The following is a 20,424-nucleotide window of genomic DNA, read 5'->3' on the forward strand; positions in this document are numbered from 1 at the left end:
TCTAGTGCGCTCCGTGGCTGTTGTGGTGGGCGGCGTGCTTGAGCTCGAGCTGGAGCTCCTTCACCTCGCTGATGGCCACCGCGGGCACGAACTTCAGGAACAGCAGGAACAGGGTGCCGAACAGGCCCAGCGTCCCCACGTAGATGCTCCAGTCCACCCACGTCGGCGAGTAGATGCCCCAGGACGACGGCAGGAAGTCCTGGCTCAGCGACGTGACGATGATGATGAAGCGCTCGCACCACATGCCGATGTTCACGGCGATGGAGGCGACCCACATGATGGGGATGCTGGTCCGGCACTTCTTGAACCAGAAGATGTTCGGCGTGATGACGTTGCAGGCGATCATCAGCCAGTACACGCCGGCGTAGGGGCCCGTCGCGCGGTTCACGTAGAACGTCCAGAACTCGTACTGGTTCTGCGAGTACCACGCGATGAAGTGCTCCATCAGGTACCCGTAGGAGACGAGCAGGCCCGTCGCCAGGATGACCTTGTTCATGTTCTCCAGGTGCCGGTCCGTGATCACGTCCCTGAGGCCCAGGTACTTGCGCGCCGGGACGATGAGCGTGATGACCATCGCGAAGCCACTGAACACGGCGCCGGCCACGAAGTAGGGCGGGAAGATGGTCGCGTGCCAGCCGGGCAGCAGGGAGACGGCGAAGTCGAACGAAACGATGGTGTGCACCGACACGACCAGCGGCGTGGAGAGGCCGGCCAAGAGCAGGTACGCAATCTTGTAGTTGTGCCAGTGACGACCGGAGCCGCGCCAGCCGAGCGCGAACAGGCCGTAGATGGTCCGCTGCAGCTTCGTCTTGGACGAGTCACGCAGCGCGGCCAGGTCCGGGATGAGGCCCACGAACCAGAACAGCGCGGACACCGTGAGGTACGTGGAGATGGCGAACACGTCCCACACCAGCGGCGAGCGGAACTGCGGCCACGCGCCCAGGGTGCTGGGGTAGGGGAACAGCCAGAAGGCGAACCAGGGACGGCCCGTGTGGAGCAGCGGGAACAGACCCGCGCACATGACGGCGAACAGCGTCATGGCTTCGGCGAAGCGGTTGATGCTCGTGCGCCACTTCTGCTGGAAGAGCAGGAGGATGGCGGAGATGAGCGTACCGGCGTGGCCGATACCGACCCACCAGACGAAGTTGATGATGTCGAACGCCCAGCCGACCGGCTGGTTGTTGCCCCACACGCCGATACCGCGGGCCAGCGTGTAGGTGACACCGATGACGAGCAGACCCAGCGCGCTGAGCGACAGGCCGAAGAGCATGAACCAGCCCTTGCCCGGCTTGCGCCAGACATGGTCCAGCAGCGTCTCGTTGAGTGACTTGTCGTCGTGGTGCGGCGCGACGAGGTCCCGTGGCTCGAGCGGGTCGAGCGGGTGGTGGGCAGCGGTCTCGGCCATGGCTTAGTGGCTCCCTTCCTGCGGCGCGGCCTTGGCCGGCTCGAGGGCGGTATTCGGGTTGCGCACGCGGATGAGGTGCGCGGTGCGCGGACGGGTGCCCAGCTCGTGGAGGAGCTTGTAGGCGCGCACGTCCTCATGGAGCTGCGAGACGAGCTGCTTCTCGTCGTGGAGGGAGCCGAAGACGATGGCCTGGGCGGCGCACGTCTGCTGGCAGGCCGTCTTGAGGTCGGCCTCCTTGATGAGCTCCTTCTTGACGCGCGCGTCGATGCGAACGCGCTCGATGCGCTGGACGCAGTACGTGCACTTCTCCATGACGCCGCGGTTGCGCACCGTGACGTCCGGGTTCATCAGCATCTTCTCGGTGGCCGTCTTGTCCGCGGTGTAGTGCAGGTAGTTGAAGCGGCGGACCTTGTAGGGGCAGTTGTTGGAGCAGTACCGCGTGCCGACGCAGCGGTTGTACACCATGTCGTTCAGGCCCTCGTCCGAGTGCACGGTGGCGTTCACCGGGCACACGTACTCGCAAGGCGCCTTCTCGCAGTGCACGCACGCGACGGGCTGCATGACCATCTTCGGGTCGTTCTCCGGACCCTCGAAGTACCGGTCGATGCGCAGCCAGTTCATCTCGCGGCTGACGGCCACCTGGGCCTTGCCCACCACGGGGATGTTGTTCTCGGCCTGGCAGGCGATGACACAGGCGCTGCAGCCCGTGCAGCGCGACAGGTCGATGGCCATCGCCCACTTGTAGCCGTTGTACTCGAAGGGCTCGAGGTTGTCCTGGATGCCCAGCTTCAGCTCACCCTTCACGCGGTGCAGGGTGTGCTGGGTGGCCTCGGAGGGGTGCTCCAGCTCGGACAGCGGCATGTCCAGCGCGATGGGGCGGTTCTCCATGCGCCAGTGCGTCTGGGTCAGGCTGAACTTGTGGGTGCCGCGCACCTTGGTGAGCGTGGCGCCGCCGTCGAACCAGGGGTTCTTGCTGGTGCGAATCAGGTTGGCGTTGAAGCCCACGCCCTTGGCGACCTGCTCGTGCAGGCCGTCGCGGCCGTAGCCCAGCGCCACCGTGACGGTGTCGTCCTCGTGACCGGGGACCACCCACACCGGGACCGTGAGCTTCTGGCCGGCGTAGGACAGCTCCGCCAGGTCGCCGGGGGACAGGCTCAGCTTCTTGGCCGTGTCCGGGCCGACGAGCGCGGCGTTGTCCCAGGTCATCTTGGTGATGGGCTCGGGCAGCTCCTGCAGCCAGGAGTTGTTGCCGAAGCGGCCGTCGTAGACCTTGTAGTCGGTGATGAAGTTCAGCTCGAGGTCACCGGTGGCCGGGGGCGTGTAGCCCGTGACCAGCGAGGCCGCGGCGCCGAAGTCCGGGGCGGTGGCCACGGCGGCGGACGCGGTGTTCTCGATGAAGCCCTGGGACACCCAGGTCTCCCAGCGCGCCTCGAAGTCCGCCGCGTTGGCGGACTGGCCGCGCCAGTAGTCGCGCAGCAGCTGGTAGGCGGGGCGGAAGGGCTCGTCCAGGAACATGGCGAGCAGCTCCGCCTCCGGCACGCCCGCGAAGAGCGGCTGGATGAGCGGCTGCGCGATGGCGACGGTGCCGTCCACCGAGCGGCCGTCGCTCCACGTCTCCAGCGGGTGCGCCGCGGGGATGAACCAGTCGGCGTGCGCGCTGGTCTCGTCCTCGTAGAGGCCCGTGTAGATGACGTTCAGCTTGGCGCGGTTGGGGTGGTCCTTGCTGAGCACCTTGGCCAGGCCCACGTCCGCGGGGAGCGTGTAGACCGGGTTGTAGGCGGTGATGACCAGCGTGTCGACGCGGCCCGCCTCGATGTCCTCGACCAGGGCGCGCGCCTGCGACAGGCCGGTGGCCTCCGCGATGGACGCCTGGACGTAGCGGATGGTCTTGTTGGCGTTGCCGAGCGCGTCGTTGATGGCGTGGGCCAGCGCGTGCACGGCGGCCGGCTGACGCTCACCCGCGATGACGAGCGAGCGGCCCGGACCGGCGGCGCGCAGGTCGGCGGCGACCGCCTGCACCCAGTTGCCCATGTCACCGCGCAGCTCCGACTTGGCGGCGGCGGGACCGGCGAGCGACGCGGCGCTGCCACCCACGGCCTGGGCCACGGCGGCGGCCAGCCCCAGGATTTCGCGGGACTTCAGGCGCTTGCGGTGGTCGGCCATGCCGCCGGTGATGGAGAAGCGGGCCTCCGCCATGTAGAGGCGGTTGAGCTTGCCCTTGCGCGGGTCGCGGCGGTCGGCGAACTCGCGGATGTGGCGCAGGTTGCCCGGGCAGCTCTCCAGGAAGTCCGCGTCCAGCGACAGCACGACGTCCGCGTTGGCGAAGTCGTACAGCGCGGTGACGTGCTGGCCGCCGAACAGCGTGCGCAGCGTCTCCGCGCTGGTGTCCTGGTTGGAGGACGCGCTGAAGAAGCGCGCGTTGGGCAGCTTCTTCAGGATGCGGTTGCGCAGGTCACCCGTCAGCGGGGAGCCCACGGCCTCCGTGAGGAAGCGCACGCGCGAGCCGCCATTGGCCGCCTTGGTCGACAGCCCGGCCAGCGTCTCCTGGAGCACGCGCAGGGCGCGGGGGCTCTTGCCCTGGCGCAGCACGCGGGCGCGGCTGGGGTCGTACAGGGACAACAGCCACGCCTGCTCGAAGGTGCAGGCGGCGCCCTGGTTGATGGGGTGGTCCGGGTTGCCCTCGATCTTCACGGGGCGACCCTCGCGGGCGGTGATGAGCAGGCCGGAGGTGTGGCCCGACAGCGTCATCGCGGACGCGTAGTGCAGCGGGTTGCCGGGGGTGACCTCCGGCGGCGTCTTCGTGTACGGCAGCAGCTTCTCGTCCTGGGGACGGGTGCTGCAGGCCGTGGCGCCGGCCAGCGCGAGCGACGCGCCGAGCAGCTGCATGAACTCGCGGCGGACGAAGCCGGAGGGGGGCAGGTCCGCGCCCGCGGGGAACTCGGGGCGGGTCTCCTCCATGTACTCGGAGGCGCCGAGCTTCTCCTCGAGGCTGCGCCAGTACGTCTGGCCGTAGCCGTGCTCGGAGGCGTTCGCGTGCTGGGCGGCGTGGTCCAGCGCCTCACCCACGGCGTCGGACGCCTTGGCGGGCCGGTCCGAGACGACCGGGAGCGCGAAGGAAGAGGACTCCTGCGACGGGGTGCCGTCGCGCTTCGTGTTCATCGGTGGCATGTGGAGCAGCTCTCGCGCGAGTGGACGTCGTACTCTTCCTTCAGCTTCTTGCCGAGCGCGGCGGCCTCGGCCTTGTCCTTGGGCGGGGTCCACGTCATCGACGTGATGAACTCCGCGGGCCGCAGGTTCGGCTCGGGGTTGCGGTGACACTCGAGGCACCAGGCCATGGTCAGCGGCGCGGCCTGCTCGATGGCGCCCATCTGGTCCACGCGGCCGTGGCACGTGGCGCAACCGACGCCCTTGTTCACGTGGATGGCGTGGTTGAAGTAGACGAAGTCGGGCAGGTTGTGGACGCGCACCCACTGGATGGGCATGTCCGCGAAGAAGGCCTTGCGCACCTCGGTCAGGTACGGGCTCTTGTTCCAGACCTGTGCGTGGCAGGACATGCACACGGTGGTGGACGGGATGCCCGCGGAGGGCGCCTTGTCCACGGACCAGTGGCAGTACTGACAGTCGATCTTCTCGTCACCCGCGTGGTGGCGGTGGTCGAATTCGATCGGCTGTTCGACGGGCATCTGCTGGTTCGTGACGTACGGAGACCGTACGTACGCCATGAGGCCGCCGATGCCGATGGCGGGCACGGCAAGAAGCGCCGCGGCGGAGAGCCGAGACACCGTGTTCGTCCAGCGTGGAAACAGAGGGCCGCTCATACCAGGACCATGGGCAAGGGGGCTTCAACGACTACGGTGAACGAGGAGGAGGAAGAGGCGAACGCGTGACTCGACGCGAACAGCGGCGGAACGATCCCGGCCCCGTGGGGGCGGGGGGGCGGCTCCTGGCGCGCGGAAGACGAAGCAGTCACGTCCAACGAAACCTCTATGGATGTTGCCGCGGGCGGGTCCCTCCTCCTGTCCAACCCAGCGCGGCGCGGGACCATTGACCATCGACACCGCAGTGTCAACCATTCTGATGTTGTGGCCGTGGGATACCATTTCCTCGCGCGGAGGCGGGAAATCGCGGTCCGGAAGCGATGAATCTCTCTTCTGGCGGGCGGAAGCGACGTTGAGTCGTTTCCGTCTGAGACGGATCAACTCCCCTGTTTCAGCCGCCCCCGGATGCGCGTGTCGGCCCTCACAGACAGGTCGTGTCGCGCGGGTGCGTGGGCTGGCTCACTCCGGGTCGGAGTCCTCGTCGCCCCCATCCGGTGCGCGCCAGCGTTCGCGGCGGCGGGCGAGCAGCTTCTCGACCAGCTCCCGGGCACGGGCATCGCGGTGGTAGTGGGGGTCGTGGCGGGTGCCCTTGCCCTGGTTGCAGCGGGCGCACGCCAGGGCCAGGTTCTCCAGGGTGTCGGTGCCGCCGGCGGTCCGCGGGACGATGTGCTCGATGGTGGCCCGGCTGATGGGCTCCCCATCCAGGCCCACCAACAGGTGGGCGTTGCAGTGCAGGCACTTGCCCAGCCAGGCCTCGCGTCCGCGGTGTTCGGTGCGCTCGAAGGTGAGGTCCGTGGCGATGATGCCCAGGATCCTGCGGCGCTTGGCGGTGCTCATCCTACACCTCGACCACGGAAGGGCCGGCGAGGGCGAAGACGCGCTCGCCGGGGCGGCGGGTCATGTCGAAGCCGCCGGTGAAGGCGCTGAAGGCCGGGAGGACTCCCACCTGCTGGCCCAGGTGGAAGCATGGGAGACGCAGCCTGTCCCGGCCAGCCGACAGCCGCACCGTGGGGTGCAAATGCCCCGCCCACACGTAGCGACCTGTCTCGGGGGTGGGGTGGTGGGCGAAGCGGAAGGGCCCCTCATCCAGGTGGGACTCGTGGATGTCCAGGCGCCACGCGTCCGGCGGCGGGCCGGCCCTGAGGTCATGGTTGCCCCGGATGAGGACCATCGTCACGTCGGCGTGGGACTCACGCCAGGCGGCGAGTCTTTGGACGAGGGTGGGGGTGAGGCCCTCGCGGGCGTGGACCAGGTCGCCCAGGACGAGCAGCCGGCGCGCGTCGGTGGAGCTGAGCGCGGAGGACAGCCGGGCCAGGTCCTCGTCGAGCACGCCCAGGGGGAGGGGGATGCCGTGGCGCTGGAAGCTCTCCGTCTTGCCCCAGTGGAGGTCGGCCACGGCGAGCGTGCGGGCTTCGGGCCAGAAGAGGGCCCGCTCCGGGAGGAGCTCCAGCGGGGTGCCGCCTACGCGGACCTGGCATCGTCGCGGGTCCATCGCTCCTTCATTCGCTCCACGCGCTCCAGGAGGGACTCGTTGGAGACGCTGGCGCTGATGCGCTCGACGACCAGGGGGAAGGCCAGGGGTGTGGGCCTGCGGACATGGACCTGCTCCACGGGGCCCGCCTCCAGTCGCTCCAGGGCGTGCTCCAGGCGGCCCTGTTCGAACTGCTGTTCGAGCACCTCGCGTCGGGCCTGGAGCAGCAGCAGGTGTCCGGGGTCATGGCGGGCGAAGACGTCGTGGAGGAGGGCGGCGCTCGTCTGGACCTGGCGCGTGGACTTGCGGGCTCCGGGGAGGCCCGGGAGCACCAACCCGGCGACGCGGGCGATGTCGCGGAACTGGCGCTTCGTCAGCTCACCCACGTTGACGCTCTCCAGCACGTCCTCCTCCAGATGCTCGCGCGTGAAGAGCGCGGGGCGCAGCGCCTCCTCGAAGGGGAAGGGCGCGGGGGTGACCAACTCCAGGCCGTAGTCGTTCACCGACACGCTGAAGGTGGCCTTCTGCAGCCGCGTCAGTCTCAGGGCGAGCAGGGCGGCCAGGCCCTCGTGCACCCGGCGGCCCTCGAAGGGGTAGAGGAAGAGGTGGTGGCCGTCTCGCGTGTGACACAGCTCCGCGAGCACCGTGTTCGCCGCGGGGATGCGGGACAGCTTCTCCTGGGTCTCCAGCACGGGCCACGCGGCGGCCAGCTCATCGGAGGTGACGTCGCCGTGGCGCGCGGCATCGAGCGTGTGGCGCACCGCGGCCGCCAGGCAGGTGGACAGCGGCAGTCGGCTCCCGCCCCAGCGCGGCGTTCGCGTCACCTTCGCCTTCGCGGGGCGCACATAGGCGGTGAGCCCCTGGAGTCGGTTGAACTCGAGCTTCTTGCCGCCGAACTGGAAGGTGTCTCCCGGGCGCAGGCGGCTGACATAGGACTCCTCCACGCTGCCCAGGCGGCCCCCGGTCCAGTAGCGAAGCTCCACCATGGCGTCCGAGGCGATGGTGCCGATGTTGAGCCGGTGCAGCCGCGCGACGCGCGTGTCCTTCACGACGAAGCGGCCGTCGTGCTCCTCCACGCGGCGGAACTCGGGATAGGCGCTCAGCGTGGGGCCTCCCTCGCGCACCAGCGTGAGCGTCCAGTCGAACTCCTCGTTGGTGAGGCTCGCGTAGGCGGAGGCGCTCCGGACTTCCTCTCGCAGCGCCTCGCGGGTGAAACCACCGCCGAGCGCGCAGGTGACGAGGTGCTGCGCGAGCACGTCCAAGGGCTTGCTGGGCGGAAGGCGTGGCTCCACCTCCTTGCGCGCGAGGGCGTCCCTGGCCGCGGCCATCTCCACCAACTCCAGCGCGTGCGTGGGCACGAAGAGGATGTTGCACGTGGCGCCGGGGCGATGGGCTCCGCGTCCCGCGCGCTGGAGCGTCCTGCCGATGCCCTTGGGGCTTCCGACCTGGACCACGCGCTCCACGGGGCCGAAGTCCACGCCGAGGTCCAGGGAGGAGGTGCACACCACGAAGCGCAGCGTGCCGTCCTTGAGGCCGCGCTCCACGCGCTCGCGCTCCTCCTTGTCGATGGAGCCGTGGTGCAGCGCGAGCAGGTGCTCCCACTCGGGACGGGCGAAGCGGAGGCCCTCGTACCAGCGCTCCGCTTGTGAGCGCGTGTTGGTGAAGATGAGCGTGGACTGCTTCGGGTCCAGCCTCGCCGCCACGCCGGCCAGCATGGTGAAGCCCAGGTGCCCCGCCCAGGGGAAGCTGTCGACCGTCTCCGGGAGGAGCGTCTCCACTTCCACGGGTCGCTCCATGTTCGCGCTGATGAGCGTGGGGGTGTTCCCGGTGCCGACGACATGGCGCGCGGCCTCGTCCAGGTTGGCCAGTGTCGCGGATAGGGCCCAGGTGCGAAGTCTCGGCGCGAAGTGACGAAGCCGCGCCAGGGCAAGCTCTGTCTGTGTTCCCCTCTTGGAGCCGAGCAGCTCGTGCCACTCGTCGACGATGACGGCGCGCAGGCAGGAGAACAGCTCCGGTGCCCGCTCGTTCGACAGCATCACGGAGAGGGACTCCGGGGTGGTGATGAGCACCTCGGGGAGCCGCTCGCGCTGACGCTGACGCACGGATGACGAGGTGTCACCGGTACGGCTCTCCACGTCCAGGTCCGTGTCCAGCACGCTCAAGGGTTCGAGGAGCGCCCGCTCCACGTCTCGCGACACCGCGCGCAGCGGCGTCACGTAGAGAATCTGGAGCCCCGTCTCGCCATGCTCCACCACGTCCGCGAGCGGGCCGAGATACGCGGCATAGGTCTTCCCCGCGCCGGTGGGGACGTGGATGAGCCCGCTGTCGCCTCTCGCGTACGCGGCCCAGGACTCCTCCTGGAACGCATGGGGCGTCCAACCCTTCGACGAGAACCAGGCGCGCAGCCGCTCCATCGGCGGCGGGCCTCCGGTGACTCGCTCACATGGGGTCGTCCGCTTGCGGCGCTTGGGAGGGGAGGGTGTCTGGGTTTCGCCTCGGAGCGCCTTGCGTCGGGCCTGGAGCTGCGCCTTCAGCGAAGGCGACCTACGCGCCGGCATGGAGCAGCTCCTTGAGCGAGTCCAGTGAGTCGGCGTCCTGGGGCTTCTTGTCCGTGCGCCACCGGGCGATGCGTGGGAAGCGCAGCGCGACGCCGGACTTGTGACGCGGTGAAGACTGGATGCCCTCGAAGTGCAGCTCGAAGACCTGCTCGGGCTCCACCGAGCGCACCGGTCCGAACTTCTCCCGCGTGTGCGAGCGAATCCACCGGTCCAGCTTGCCAATCTCCTCGTCCGTCAGCCCCGAGTACGCCTTCGTCACCGGCAGCAGGTCCGTCCCGTTCCACACCGCGAAGGTGTAGTCCGTGTACAGCGACGAGCGTCGCCCGTGTCCCGGATGCGCGTAGAGCAGCACCGCGTCCACGGTGAACGGGTCGATCTTCCACTTCCACCAGTCGCCCCGCTTGCGGCCCGTGAGGTATGCGGAGCTCTTTCGCTTGAGCATGAAGCCCTCGACGTTGCGCTCGCGGGCCTCGCTTCGCGTGTGCGCCAGCGCCTCCCACGACTCCGCCTCCACCGAGGGCGAGATGGGGAAGCGGGGATGTGTCTTCAGCAAGGTCTCGAGTCGCCCGCGGCGCTCCTGCAGCGGCAACGAGCGGATGTCCTGTCCTTCATGCTCCAGCAGGTCGTAGACGATGAAGGCCGCGGGGGCCTCCGCGAGCACCTTGGCCGTCAGCTTCTGTCTGCCGATGCGACGCTGGAGCCGCGCGAACGGCAGGGGCTTGCCGTCCTCGTACGCGAGCACCTCGCCGTCCAGCACCGTGCCTTCCGGCAGGGCCTTCGCGGCCTCGGTGATTTCGGGGAAGCGCTCGGTGAGCAACTCCTCGCCCCGGCTCCACAGGTACACGTCTCCGTGGCGGTGGATGAGCTGGCCCCGGATGCCGTCCCACTTCCACTCGACCAACCAGTCCGAGAGTTCACCCAACGCGTCGGGCGGCTGCTCCAGGGGAGAGGCCAGATAGAACGGATACGGCCTGGAGCTCTCCGCGTCGGAGACATCCGGCGAGATGAGCTGCTGGAAGAACTCGCGCGACGGCGTCCAGGTGCCCATCAGTCGATGCGCGACATCTGGCGCGGGCAGCCCCGCGACCTTCGCCACCGCGCGCACCACCAACGTGGAGGACACGCCCACGCGCAGCTCGACCGTGAGCATCTTGTTCAAGAGGAACACCTCGCGCCGGGGCATCGATCGCCACCAGGACACGACCTGTTCGCGCTGCTCGACCACGTCCAACTCGCGCAAGGGCAACAGTCGCTGGGTGAGCCACACCGAGAGCGGCAGCTCCTCCGGCTCGGCGGGCCGCTCCAGGTTGTCCAGGAGCAGCGCGATGACCTCGGCCAGATCTCCGACGGACGCGTACACCTCCGCGAAGAGCCAGTCGGGGATGCCCGTCAGCTCCTGCGTCCATCCGACGAGCAGCTTCGTGGTGAGCAGCCGCTTCAGCTTCTGTCCCGTGAGGAAGTACAGCGCCCACGCGGCGTCCTCCGGGGGCGCCTCCGTGAAGTAGCGCGTGAGCGCGTCCACCTTCGCGTTGGTGGACATGGTCTGGTCCAGCCGCTCGTACAGGTCCGCGAGTCTTCGCACGCGTCAGTCCTCCGCCTCGCCCTCGAAGGGCGTGGCCAGCGGGGAGGCATCCACACCCTTCTCTCGGAGGTATCGCGCCAACGGTTCCGCGGAGCCGTGCGTGGTCAGTACGCGCTGCGCTCCAGTGTCTTCCACCGTGCGCAGCAGGTCCGGCCAGTCCGCGTGGTCCGACAACACGAAACCCCGGTCGAAGCCGCGCCTGCGCCGGTTGCCGCGCACCCGCATCCACCCCGAAGCGAAGCCCGTCTCCATCTCCCCGAAGCGGCGCATCCACGTGGATCCGCCCGCGCTCGGTGGCGCCAGCACCAGCGCCCCCGCGAAGGACGTGCCCTTCTCCACCTCCGACACGAGCTGCGTGGGAATCATCTTCACCCCCGCTTCCCGGTACGCATCCACGAGGCCGTGCATCGCCCCGTGGATGAAGGCGGGGCGGTCGGTCAGTCGCGCCAGCTCCGCGAGGATTCGCTGCGCCTTGCCCAGCGCGTAGCAGAACAACACCACCGAGCGCCCCACCGCGCGGTTGGCGTCCCACCACCGCAGGATGTCCTCCGCCACCAGCCGCGCGTCGTCCCAGCGGAAGATGGGCAGGCCGAACGTCGCCTCGGTGATGAACGTGTGGCAGCGCACCACCTCGAACGGCGCGCACGTCGGGTCCGCCGCGCGCTTGTAGTCGCCCGAGACGACCCATACCTCGCCCCGGTGCTCCAGGCGGAGCTGCGCGCTGCCCAATACGTGCCCCGCGGGATGAAAGCTGACGGTGACGTCGCCAATCTTCAGCGGCTCGCCATAGTCCAGGGTGTCGATGGCGGAAGTGGCCCCCACGCGGCGCCGCAGCAGGGACTCGCCTGCTCGGGCGCCCAGGTAGCGCTGATGGCCGGAGCGCGCGTGGTCGCCATGGGCGTGGGTGATGAGGGCCCGCTCCACCGGCTGCCAGGGGTCGATGTGGAAGCCCCCGGGCTCACAGAAGAGCCCCTGGGGCGTCACCGTGACGAGCGGCCTTCGAGGATTGAAGGAGACGGAGGCGTCCACAGTCCTTCTGAAATAACGAGGGCTTCCAGGGGTGACCACCCAGGGTGCGCGTGCCTCTCACCTGGGTCGCTCGCCGGCATGCTCGCCAGGCGCCCCATCGCCCGAGCCGGCTTGCCGCGCACGGAAACATCCCGTCGTCGTGAAAGGGCGCGATGTCCCTCGCCCGGGGCGGGGCTCCGCGCTACACCGGTGGGGCCGTCGCGAACCGTGGTTTCTGCTCGCGAGGAGTGAGGCGCGGGCGCGGCTCCCCGTCGCTGTCCGGGACGGGTGATACTGGTCGCGGGGGAAAGGTCATGACGATGGATGCACAGGAGCGGAAGGCGGCGTATCGCCAACGCGCGGAGCAGGGCGAGTCGGTGCCGGTGTCGGTGGAGTTGCCGGCGGACCTCGACACGCCGCTGTCGGCGTATCTGAAGCTGGGCGGAGGCTCGCGCGGCTTCATCCTCGAGTCGTGCTACGGCGGCGAGCGCTTCGGGCGCTACAGCCACGTGGGCACCCACGCCGCGGGGCGTGTGCGGCTGGACGCGCGGGGGGCCACGTTGTGGCGTGGCTCGCGCGAGGAGCGCCGCGAGGGCAAGCCGCTGGACGTCCTGCGCACGTTGTGGCGAGAGCTCGCCGTGGCGCGACTGCCGGGCGAGGCCCCGTTCCTGGGCGGGCTCGTGGGGTACATGGGCTACAACTGCATCTCGTGGATGGAGCCCACCGTCCCGGACCGGCACCCGCGCGACACCTCGTTCCCGGACTCCGAGTGGCTCATCTGCGAGGACTTCGTCACCCACGACTCGCGCACCGGGACGCTCAAGGTCACCGCGATTGCCCGGCCGTCGCTCCATGGCAGCGTGGCCCACGCGCTGAAGGACGCGGAGGAGCGCGCGCAGGCCATGGCGGAGAAGCTGCTCAAGCCGCTGCCTCCGGAGGCCTACGTGCCGTCGCCTCGCATGAAGGGGGACTCGGCGCCCATCGCCTGTTGGGACCGCGCCGGTTACGAGGCCGCGGTGGAGCGCTCCAAGGAGTACATCCGCGCGGGTGACATCTTCCAGGTGGTGCTCGCCCGGCGCTTCGAGGCTCGCGGCGCGCCTCCGCCGCTGTCGCTCTACCGCGCGCTGCGACGGGTGAATCCCTCGCCGTACCTGTTCCTGGTGGAGATGGGCGAGGCGCGCGCGCTGGTGGGCGCCTCCCCGGAGCTGCTGGTGCAGGTGCGAGATGGGGATGTGGTGGTGCGGCCCATCGCGGGGACGCGTCGACGCGGGGCCTCCGAGGCGGAGGACCTGGCGCTGGAGAAGGAGCTGCTCGCGGACGAGAAGGAGCGCGCCGAGCACATCATGCTGGTGGACCTGGGCCGCAACGATGTCGGCCGCGTGGCGGCGCCCGGCTCGGTGCGCGTCGAGGACCTGATGGTCATCGAGCGCTACAGCCACGTGATGCACATCGTCTCGCAGGTGCGCGGCAAGATGGACTCGAAGTTCGACGCGCTCGACGCGCTGGCCAGCACGTTCCCCGCGGGCACCGTGTCCGGGGCTCCGAAGATTCGCGCGATGCAGATCATCGACGAGCTGGAGGTGCAGCGACGCGGGCCGTACTCGGGCGCGGTGGGCTACCTGTCCTTCTGCGGCACGCTGGACGTGGCCATCGCGCTGCGCACCTTCTTCGTCGACGGTGACAAGACGTTCTGGACCGCGGGCGCGGGGCTGGTCGCGGACTCGGTGCCGTCGAAGGAAGCCGATGAGACGGAGGCCAAGGCCGGCGCCATGGCCGCCGCGCTCCGGCTGGCCCGCGAGGGAGGTGGGCGATGATTCTCGTCATCGACAACTACGACTCGTTCACCTTCAACCTCGTCCAGCTCCTCTACACGCTGGGCGCCGAGGTGAAGGTGGTGCGCAACGACGCGCTCACCGTGGAGGCCATCGCCGCCGAGGGCGCGTCGCACCTGGTGATTTCCCCGGGGCCCTGCACGCCGCACGAGGCCGGGGTCAGCGTGGCCGCCATCGCGCAATCGAAGGTGCCGGTGCTCGGCGTGTGTCTGGGGCACCAGTCCATCGGCGCGGCCTTCGGCGGCAACGTCATCCGCGCGCCCGAGCCCGTGCATGGCAAGTCCGCGCGCATCCGGCATGAGGGCTCGGGCGTGTTCACCGGCGCGAGCCAGGGCTTCCAGGCCGCGCGCTACCACTCGCTGGTGGTGGAGGCGTCCTCGTTGCCCGCGTCACTGGAGGCCACGGCGTGGAGTCAGGACGGGCTCATCATGGCGCTGCGCCACCGCGAGCGGCCCGTCGTGGGCTTCCAGTTCCACCCCGAGAGCGTGCTCACTCCCGAGGGCCCCACCCTGGTCCGCAACTTCCTGGAGGGGCGTTTCTGAGAGGGGACATCGCCCTGGGGTACGAGGGGATTGTCGGGCTGGCGACACTGTCTGGCGCCCGACAATTCCGACGTTCTTGACGGAAAAACCACACGCATAGCGTGGGCCCTTCCGGCGACCGAGGCTCCATCCAGGAGTCGGCGCCGGGAGGAGCCCACGATGAACGTGCGAAGTGCGATGTCTCGCGGTCTGGTCGCGATGTTCGGCGCGCTGGTGCTGGGCGCGTGTGGTGGGGAGCCGTCCGCCGAGGCCGGCGCGGGCGTCCCGATGGACGAGGCGGAGCTGACCACGGTGGACTCGTCGCTGGGCCAGTGCCCGGGCTACGACTCCTGCGCGAACTGGTCCCCCTGGTACGCGGTGGGTGGCAGCTACTGCGGCGCCAACGCCAGCACCTGCGGCTCGACCTGGGTCTGCGAGGAGGACCCCTGGGGCTGTCCGAACGGCGTGGCTCCCGAGGCGACCGTGTCCAAGGATGGCCAGGAGCTGCTGCCCCCGTGTTGCGGCATCCTCTATCGCGAGCCCAACCCGGCGCTCATCGGTATGCAGGAGCGCTACCGCGTCTGCTTCAATCCGGCGGGTGCGTCGTGCACCGACTACGAGCAGACCAGCGGCGGGGTGTTGAGCTGCGGCTGCTGAGCCTCATGGCTTGAGATGGGTGGTGTCGTTCCAGCCGGCGAGCGCCGGCTGGGCGGCATCCGGCCCGTCCGCGCCGAGCACGCTGATGGAGCCGGTGCTCAAGAGGAACAGGCGCCCCTCGGAGGGCGCGAGCCCCAGCCACCGCGCCGCGAGCACTCGCAGGAAGTGGCCGTGGGAGAAGATGAGGATGTCGCCGGTCTGTTGACGCAGGTCGGAGATGACGCGGTCCGCGCGAGCGCCCACCTGCTGTGCCGTCTCGCCGTTGGGGACGCCGTCCTTCCACACCGTCCAGCCGGGATGCTCCACGCGAATCTCCGCGCCGGTGCGGCCCTCGTGGTCGCCGTAGTCCCACTCCATCAAGTCATCGCGGCGCACGGCTCCTTCGCCGTAGCCCGCGAGCGCGCAGGTCTCGAACGCGCGACTCAAGGGGCTGGTCCAAACCTGGGCGAAGTCCCACGCGCGCAGGGGCTCGCCGAGCTTCGCCGCCATCGTCCGGCCGGCCTCGAGCAGCGGGACATCGGTGCGTCCCGTGTGCTGCCCACCCCGGCTCCATGCCGTCTCTCCGTGACGAACGAGCACCACCTGGGGACCGCGCGTTTTCATAGGGGCCGGATTGTGCCACCCGGAGAGGGCAGGGCGCGCGTTTCATGAAACACGCGGTGGCGATCGGACAGTAGCCTCGCGGCCATGCACTCCCTTCGTTCGATTCCCCATGTGTCGTTCGTCCTCGCGTCGTTTTTGGCGCTGACGCTGGCCCTGCCCGGACACGCGCAGTCCGCCGCGGCGAAGAGTGACGGCACGATGCTGCTGACCATCTTCATGAAGCACGACCAGGGCAAGACGCTGGAGGAGATCAACGCGCACCTGGACCGCACGGGCTTTCGCAAGAGCTTCCCGCCCGCGGGTGTGGAGGTGGTGTCCTGGTACGTGATGATGGGCGTGGGGCAGGTCGTCACGGTGCGCCTGCCTCCGGAGAAGCTGCGCGAGGTGAACCTCGCGTTCGAGAAGGGCGCGTGGGGCGCGTTCCGCACGGAGTTCTACCCGACGTACGATTACCGGCCCATCTGGGAGAAGACGCGCTCCGCCACGCCGTGAGCGCGGTTGGGTATGCTCGGGGCTCGCGTGTCTTCTCCAGAGCCTCCTGCCCCCGCCCTGCCTCCGAGTGTTCCGCCGCGTGACGCGCGGGTGTCCCAGTGCTTGTTGCTGGTGGCCTGTGCGTCGGCGCTGACAGCGCTCTACTTCTCCCGGGTGTTCGCCACCGGCGAGATGTTCAGCGCGCGCGACTCACTGTACGTCTACCTGCCGGCGTTCCATTACTGGCGCGAGGCGGTGCTGGGCGGGCGGATTCCGGAGTGGCTGACGCTGGATGGCTTCGGTCAGCCCTTCGCGGGCACGCTGGTCGTCGCGCCCTTCCATCCGAGCAAGCTGCTGTACCTGCTGCTCTCGCTGAACCACGCCTTCAACGCGAACATCCTGCTGTGCTTCCCGGTCGCGCTGCTGGGGGTGTATGCGCTGACGCGGTTGTGGGAGGTGCCTCGCGCGGGGGCGTTCCTCGCGGGGATGGCGTATGCCTTCAGCGGCTACCTGGTCTGCATCACCAACAATCTCTGCTACCTGATGGCCGCGGCCACGGTGCCGTGGGCGCTGTGGGCCACGGAGCGTCAGCTCCGCGTGCCGGGGGCGGGGAGGTTGCTGGCCGCGGGGGTGTTGCTGGCGCTGGTGCTGCTCGCGGGGGACGTGCAGGCGTTCTGCGTGACGTATGGGTTGGTGGTGTTGCTGGCGCTCTCCTCGCCCGTGGAGTCGCGGCGGGCCCGGCTCGTGTCCGTGTTGGGAGTGCTGGGGGTGGGGACGTTGCTGGCCTCGCCGCAGTTGTTCTCGTCCGCGGCGTTGATGGGGACGGCTCAGGCGGGTGGCAGGACGCTCGACATCGCGCAGGAGTACGCGGTGCACCCGCTGCGGCTGCTCGAGCCGTTGCTGGGGGCCTATCTGGAGATGCCGGACGAGCGTCCGGACGTGACGCTGGCCATCGTCACCAAATTGGCGCCCTCGGGATACGCGAGCTTCTGGGTGGGCTCTCTGTATCTGGGTGTTCCCGTGCTGCTGCTCGCGGGGGTGGCGGCTTGGTTGAATCGCCGCTCCCGGAGGTTGTGGCTCTGGGGCGGCGTGTGGCTGTTCGTCTTGGGGCTGTCGCTGGGGCCCGCGCTGCCGCTCTACGAGGCCCTGTACACGTGGGTGCCTCCTTGGCGCGTGTTTCGCTATCCGACCAAGCTCGTTCCGTTCCTCGGGCTGGGGGTCTGCTTCCTGGCGGCCCTGGGGTGGAAGCACGTGTTCGAGGGGGAGGGCCGGCGGGTGTTCCTTCGGCTCGCGGCGGCGGTGGGCGTGGGGTGTCTGGTGCTCATCGTGGGCGAGTCCCTGGGGCGGGGGTTCACCGCGTTGCTGCTGGTGCCTCGCTGGCCGGAGATGCCCGGGGAGCTGCGCGAGCTGCTGTCGCGGCAGTTCGTGCTCGTCTCTGGGGTGGCGCTGGTGAGCGCGGTGCTCTGTGTGGGTGGGGTGCTGTGGACGCGTGGGAGCGCCGGGGTGTTGTTGGTGACGCAGTTCGTGTCGGGCTTCGTGGTGGGGTTCGGGAGCTACGAGCTGCTCACGCCGGAGGTGTTGTCCACGCCGCCTCCGTTCGCCGAGCACATCCTCTCGCAGCCTCGCGAGGATTCACGGGTGCCCATCCGGGTGGCCTCGCACTACGACGTCGCTGGCGTGACGTCGCTCATCCCGGGGATGGATGCTCGGCAGTGGCGCTCGCTGGTCGCGGCGCAGACGCTCATGCCGGACACGCCGGGGCTGTGGGGCATGGAGAGCGCGGATGGAACCCTGCCCGCCACGAGTCGACGGGTGCGTGCGGTCGTCTGGGATGTGACGCCGTGGTTCCTGGAGCGCGCGCCGCTGTTCTCCGTCGCGTACTCGGTGCATCCGCTCGTGGAGTGGCAGGTGCTGGAGGCGGCTGGGAAGAAGAACGCGGTCACGGACCGGTCCATCAAGGCGGTGTTGGTGGAGCACCCGGAGGTGCTGCCTCGGGCGTTCCTGGCGAATGCGCGCTGTGTCGAGTCGTACGAGGCGGCGATGCCGGGACTGGCGGACCCGCTCGTGCGTGCCGGGCAGGTGGCGCTGGTCGAGTGTGGCGAGGGTGGGGCCGGGCTTGCGTCCGGGGACACGTCTCCCGTGGGGGGACAGGTGAAGGTCGAGCGCTACGAGGCGGAGACCTTGGAGTTCGAGGTGGAGAGTCCTCGCGACGCGGTGCTCATCGTGAACGACGCGTGGTTCCCTGGGTGGACGGCGACGGTGGATGGAGTGGAGACGCCGATTCTTCCGGCCAACGTCGCTGTGCGCGCCGTGCCCGTGAAGGCGGGGCGACATCGGGTGACGCTGACCTATCGGGATGTTGCCGCGCGGTGGGGACTGGGCGTCTCCGCGATGACGTTCCTGGGACTGCTCGGGTTCGCGGTGGTGCGTCGGCCGCGTGAAGCTTCGTGAGAAGGGTCACGGAGCACGGAGTGGTGCTTCCGTGCCCGTGTCCCGCTCGACCTCAGCGCTTCAAGCCGCGCTTGATGTCCGCGCACAGCGCCTTGACGGCCTGCGGTCCATCCGAGTGCGCGGCCCGGACGAGCGCGCTGCCCACCACCACGCCATCCGCGTGCGCCGACAGCGTCCGCGCCTGCTCCGCGCTGGAGATGCCGAAGCCCGCCACCACCGGCACCGGCGACGCCTTGCGCACCAGGTCCAACCGCTGTGACAGGTCCGGTGGCAGCTCCGCGCGCATGCCTGTCACTCCGGCCACCGACACGCAGTACACGAAGCCGCGCCCGTCCTTCGCGATGGCCTCGGCTCGCGCACGCGGTGTCGTCGGCGCGCACAGCGGAATCAAGTCCACGCCCGCCGCGTCGAACGTGGCGCGCAAGGCCCCGCTCTCCTCGGGCGGCAGGTCCGGCAGGATGGCTCCCGACACGCCGCGCTCCCGCGCCAGCTTCGCGAACCGCTCCTCGCCCATCGCCATGATGACATTCACATACGTCATGATGACCAGCGGCGTCTCCGGACAGCGCCGATGCACCTCCGGCACCACCTCGTCGAGCACCCGCTTGAGCGTGGAGCCCGCCTTCAACGCGCGCTCCGATGCACCCTGGATGACCGGCCCGTCCGCGATGGGGTCGCTGAACGCCACGCCCACCTCGAGGATGTCCGCGCCTCCCTCCACCATCGCAGTGAAGACCTCCACCGAGCGCGCCAGGTCCGGGTCTCCCGCCATCCCGTACGCCACCAGCGCGCCCTCGCCCCGAGCCTTCGCCCGCGCGAACGCCTTCGCGATTTCGCCGCTCACGCCTTCACCCCCACCGCCGGCGGAACCCCGCGCGCCGAAATCGTCGCGACGTCCTTGTCCCCTCGACCCGAGCAGTTGATGACCAGGTACTTGCCCGCCCCCAGCTCCCGCGCCAGCTCCCGGCCTCGCGCGAACGCATGCGACGTCTCCAGCGCCGGGAGGATGCCCTCCATGCGCGCCACCTCGTAGAACGACGCCAACGCCTCGTCGTCCGTCGCCGTGCGCACCTCCATCCGCCCAATCTTCGCCAGGTGCGCCAGCTCCGGCCCCACGCCCGGATAGTCCAGACCCGCGCTGATGCTGTGCGCCTCCTGAATCTGTCCGTCCGCGTCCTGGAGCACCAGCGAGCGCGAGCCATGCAACACGCCCTCCGTCCCCAGTGTCAGCGACGCCCCGTGCTGGCCCGAGTCCAGCCCGTGCCCACCCGCCTCCACGCCGATGAGCCGCACGCTCGCGTCGCCGATGAACGGATGCAGCACGCCAATCGCATTCGAGCCGCCGCCCACACACGCGACAATCGCATCCGGCAACTGGCCGAAGGCCGCCATCGCCTGCGTGCGCAGCTCCTTCCCGATGATGGACTGGAAGTCGCGCACCACCGACGGATACGGGTGCGGCCCCGCCGCGCTGCCGATGACGTAGTGCGTGTCCGAGACCTGCGACACCCACGTGCGCATCGCCTCGTTCATCGCGTCCTTCAGCGTCCGCGAGCCCGACTCCACCGGCCGCACCACCGCGCCGAGCGCCCGCATCCGGAAGACGTTGAGCGCCTGCCGCTCCACGTCCAGCGCGCCCATGTACACCTCGCACGGCAGCCCGAAGAGCGCGCACGCGGTGGCCGTCGCGACGCCGTGCTGGCCCGCGCCTGTCTCCGCGATGATGCGCTTCTTGCCCATCCGCTTCGCGAGCAGCACCTGGCCCACGGTGTTGTTGATTTTGTGCGCGCCCGTGTGCGCCAGGTCCTCGCGCTTGAGCCACACGTTCGCGCCGCCCCACGCCTCGGTGAGCCGGCGCGCCGGCGTCAGCGTCGTGGGCCGACCCACGAACTCACGCAGCACCCGCGCCACCTCGGCGTCGAACGTCGGGTCCGCCCTGGCGGCCGTGTACGCCTCTTCCAACTCCATCAGCGCCGGGACGAGCGTCTCCGGCACGTAGCGCCCACCGAAGCGGCCGAAGCGGCCGGTGGAAGTCTCCGTGTTCATC

16 protein-coding genes are annotated in these 20,424 nt (G+C 69.6%); 5 read left to right on the top strand and 11 right to left on the bottom strand.

Annotated features, from left to right (window positions below):
• Position 1: 1 nt before the first annotated feature.
• From nrfD to OWM54_RS29385, 8 genes are all read right to left on the bottom strand, one after another.
• Positions 2-1,405 (bottom strand): NrfD/PsrC family molybdoenzyme membrane anchor subunit, encoded by a 1,404-nt coding sequence (gene nrfD / locus OWM54_RS29350; RefSeq protein ID WP_223748381.1) that lies wholly within the window; start codon positions 1,403-1,405, stop codon positions 2-4.
• A gap of 3 nt (positions 1,406-1,408) precedes the next feature.
• A complete protein-coding gene (locus tag OWM54_RS29355; RefSeq protein WP_267701174.1) occupies positions 1,409-4,564 on the bottom strand; it encodes a TAT-variant-translocated molybdopterin oxidoreductase in 3,156 nt (1,051 codons plus the stop codon).
• Entirely contained in the window at positions 4,561-5,223 is a 663-nt protein-coding gene (locus OWM54_RS29360; protein ID WP_141329433.1) for a cytochrome c3 family protein, read from the bottom strand. The genes OWM54_RS29355 and OWM54_RS29360 overlap by 4 nt, the downstream gene beginning before the upstream one ends.
• A 459-nt stretch (positions 5,224-5,682) precedes the next feature.
• Positions 5,683-6,060 (bottom strand): HNH endonuclease, encoded by a 378-nt coding sequence (locus OWM54_RS29365; RefSeq protein ID WP_223781601.1) that lies wholly within the window; start codon positions 6,058-6,060, stop codon positions 5,683-5,685.
• Between the two features lies 1 nt (position 6,061).
• Positions 6,062-6,715 carry a ligase-associated DNA damage response endonuclease PdeM gene (gene pdeM / locus OWM54_RS29370; protein WP_267699649.1) on the bottom strand — a complete coding sequence of 218 codons (654 nt, stop codon included), beginning with the start codon at positions 6,713-6,715 and terminating at the stop codon, positions 6,062-6,064.
• Positions 6,685-9,108 carry a ligase-associated DNA damage response DEXH box helicase gene (locus OWM54_RS29375; protein WP_420715387.1) on the bottom strand — a complete coding sequence of 808 codons (2,424 nt, stop codon included), beginning with the start codon at positions 9,106-9,108 and terminating at the stop codon, positions 6,685-6,687. Before OWM54_RS29375 ends, pdeM begins: the two co-directional genes overlap by 31 nt.
• 130 nt (positions 9,109-9,238) lie before the next feature.
• Complete coding sequence (locus tag OWM54_RS29380) at positions 9,239-10,834, bottom strand: ATP-dependent DNA ligase (RefSeq protein ID WP_267699651.1); 1,596 nt, start codon at positions 10,832-10,834, stop codon at positions 9,239-9,241.
• A 3-nt stretch (positions 10,835-10,837) separates the two neighbouring features.
• Positions 10,838-11,902 carry a ligase-associated DNA damage response exonuclease gene (locus OWM54_RS29385; RefSeq protein WP_046715911.1) on the bottom strand — a complete coding sequence of 355 codons (1,065 nt, stop codon included), beginning with the start codon at positions 11,900-11,902 and terminating at the stop codon, positions 10,838-10,840.
• Positions 11,903-12,162: 260 nt separating this feature from the next.
• On the opposite strand from OWM54_RS29385, the gene OWM54_RS29390 reads away from it, so the two are divergent.
• The 3 genes from OWM54_RS29390 (at position 12,163) to OWM54_RS29400 (ending at position 14,852) form a co-directional block, all read left to right on the top strand.
• On the top strand, positions 12,163-13,656 hold the full coding sequence (locus OWM54_RS29390; protein ID WP_267701175.1) for an anthranilate synthase component I family protein: 1,494 nt from the start codon (positions 12,163-12,165) through the stop codon (positions 13,654-13,656).
• A complete protein-coding gene (locus tag OWM54_RS29395) occupies positions 13,653-14,216 on the top strand; it encodes an anthranilate synthase component II (protein ID WP_223781606.1) in 564 nt (187 codons plus the stop codon). Before OWM54_RS29390 ends, OWM54_RS29395 begins: the two co-directional genes overlap by 4 nt.
• Before the next feature lie 159 nt (positions 14,217-14,375).
• The gene (locus OWM54_RS29400; protein WP_267699653.1) at positions 14,376-14,852 is read left to right on the top strand and encodes a hypothetical protein; all 477 of its coding nucleotides are present in this window, start codon (positions 14,376-14,378) and stop codon (positions 14,850-14,852) included.
• Positions 14,853-14,855: 3 nt separating this feature from the next.
• On the opposite strand, the gene OWM54_RS29405 is transcribed toward OWM54_RS29400, so the two are convergent.
• On the bottom strand, positions 14,856-15,455 hold the full coding sequence (locus OWM54_RS29405; protein ID WP_223748387.1) for a histidine phosphatase family protein: 600 nt from the start codon (positions 15,453-15,455) through the stop codon (positions 14,856-14,858).
• A gap of 84 nt (positions 15,456-15,539) precedes the next feature.
• On the opposite strand from OWM54_RS29405, the gene OWM54_RS29410 reads away from it, so the two are divergent.
• A complete protein-coding gene (locus OWM54_RS29410; RefSeq protein WP_267699654.1) occupies positions 15,540-15,947 on the top strand; it encodes a hypothetical protein in 408 nt (135 codons plus the stop codon).
• A gap of 27 nt (positions 15,948-15,974) precedes the next feature.
• Positions 15,975-18,377, top strand: coding sequence for a YfhO family protein (locus tag OWM54_RS29415; protein WP_267699655.1), 2,403 nt, complete (start codon positions 15,975-15,977; stop codon positions 18,375-18,377).
• Between the two features lie 52 nt (positions 18,378-18,429).
• Here the strand turns inward: OWM54_RS29415 and trpA are convergent, their stop codons facing one another.
• Together trpA and trpB are read right to left on the bottom strand one after the other, a co-directional pair.
• Entirely contained in the window at positions 18,430-19,221 is a 792-nt protein-coding gene (trpA, locus tag OWM54_RS29420; RefSeq protein ID WP_223748392.1) for a tryptophan synthase subunit alpha, read from the bottom strand.
• Positions 19,218-20,423, bottom strand: a complete 1,206-nt coding sequence (gene trpB / locus OWM54_RS29425; protein WP_141333160.1) for a tryptophan synthase subunit beta — start codon at positions 20,421-20,423, stop codon at positions 19,218-19,220. The genes trpA and trpB overlap by 4 nt, the downstream gene beginning before the upstream one ends.
• Position 20,424: the final 1 nt, after the last annotated feature.

The sequence above is a fragment of the Myxococcus sp. MISCRS1 genome, from assembly GCF_026626605.1.
GTDB lineage: Bacteria > Myxococcota > Myxococcia > Myxococcales > Myxococcaceae > Myxococcus > Myxococcus fulvus.

Bases quoted from the DNA above. Each gene is read 5' to 3' on its own strand.
- OWM54_RS29390 (WP_267701175.1), top strand. From the start codon at position 12,163: ATGGATGCACAGGAGCGGAAGGCGGCGTATCGCCAACGCGCGGAGCAG.
- OWM54_RS29400 (WP_267699653.1), top strand. From the start codon at position 14,376: ATGAACGTGCGAAGTGCGATGTCTCGCGGTCTGGTCGCGATGTTCGGC.
- OWM54_RS29405 (WP_223748387.1), bottom strand. From the start codon at position 15,455: ATGAAAACGCGCGGTCCCCAGGTGGTGCTCGTTCGTCACGGAGAGACG.
- trpB (WP_141333160.1), bottom strand. From the start codon at position 20,423: ATGAACACGGAGACTTCCACCGGCCGCTTCGGCCGCTTCGGTGGGCGC.
- pdeM (WP_267699649.1), bottom strand. From the start codon at position 6,715: ATGGACCCGCGACGATGCCAGGTCCGCGTAGGCGGCACCCCGCTGGAG.
- OWM54_RS29395 (WP_223781606.1), top strand. From the start codon at position 13,653: ATGATTCTCGTCATCGACAACTACGACTCGTTCACCTTCAACCTCGTC.
- OWM54_RS29360 (WP_141329433.1), bottom strand. From the start codon at position 5,223: ATGAGCGGCCCTCTGTTTCCACGCTGGACGAACACGGTGTCTCGGCTC.
- OWM54_RS29375 (WP_420715387.1), bottom strand. From the start codon at position 9,108: ATGGAGCGGCTGCGCGCCTGGTTCTCGTCGAAGGGTTGGACGCCCCAT.
- OWM54_RS29365 (WP_223781601.1), bottom strand. From the start codon at position 6,060: ATGAGCACCGCCAAGCGCCGCAGGATCCTGGGCATCATCGCCACGGAC.
- nrfD (WP_223748381.1), bottom strand. From the start codon at position 1,405: ATGGCCGAGACCGCTGCCCACCACCCGCTCGACCCGCTCGAGCCACGG.
- OWM54_RS29355 (WP_267701174.1), bottom strand. From the start codon at position 4,564: ATGAACACGAAGCGCGACGGCACCCCGTCGCAGGAGTCCTCTTCCTTC.
- OWM54_RS29410 (WP_267699654.1), top strand. From the start codon at position 15,540: ATGCACTCCCTTCGTTCGATTCCCCATGTGTCGTTCGTCCTCGCGTCG.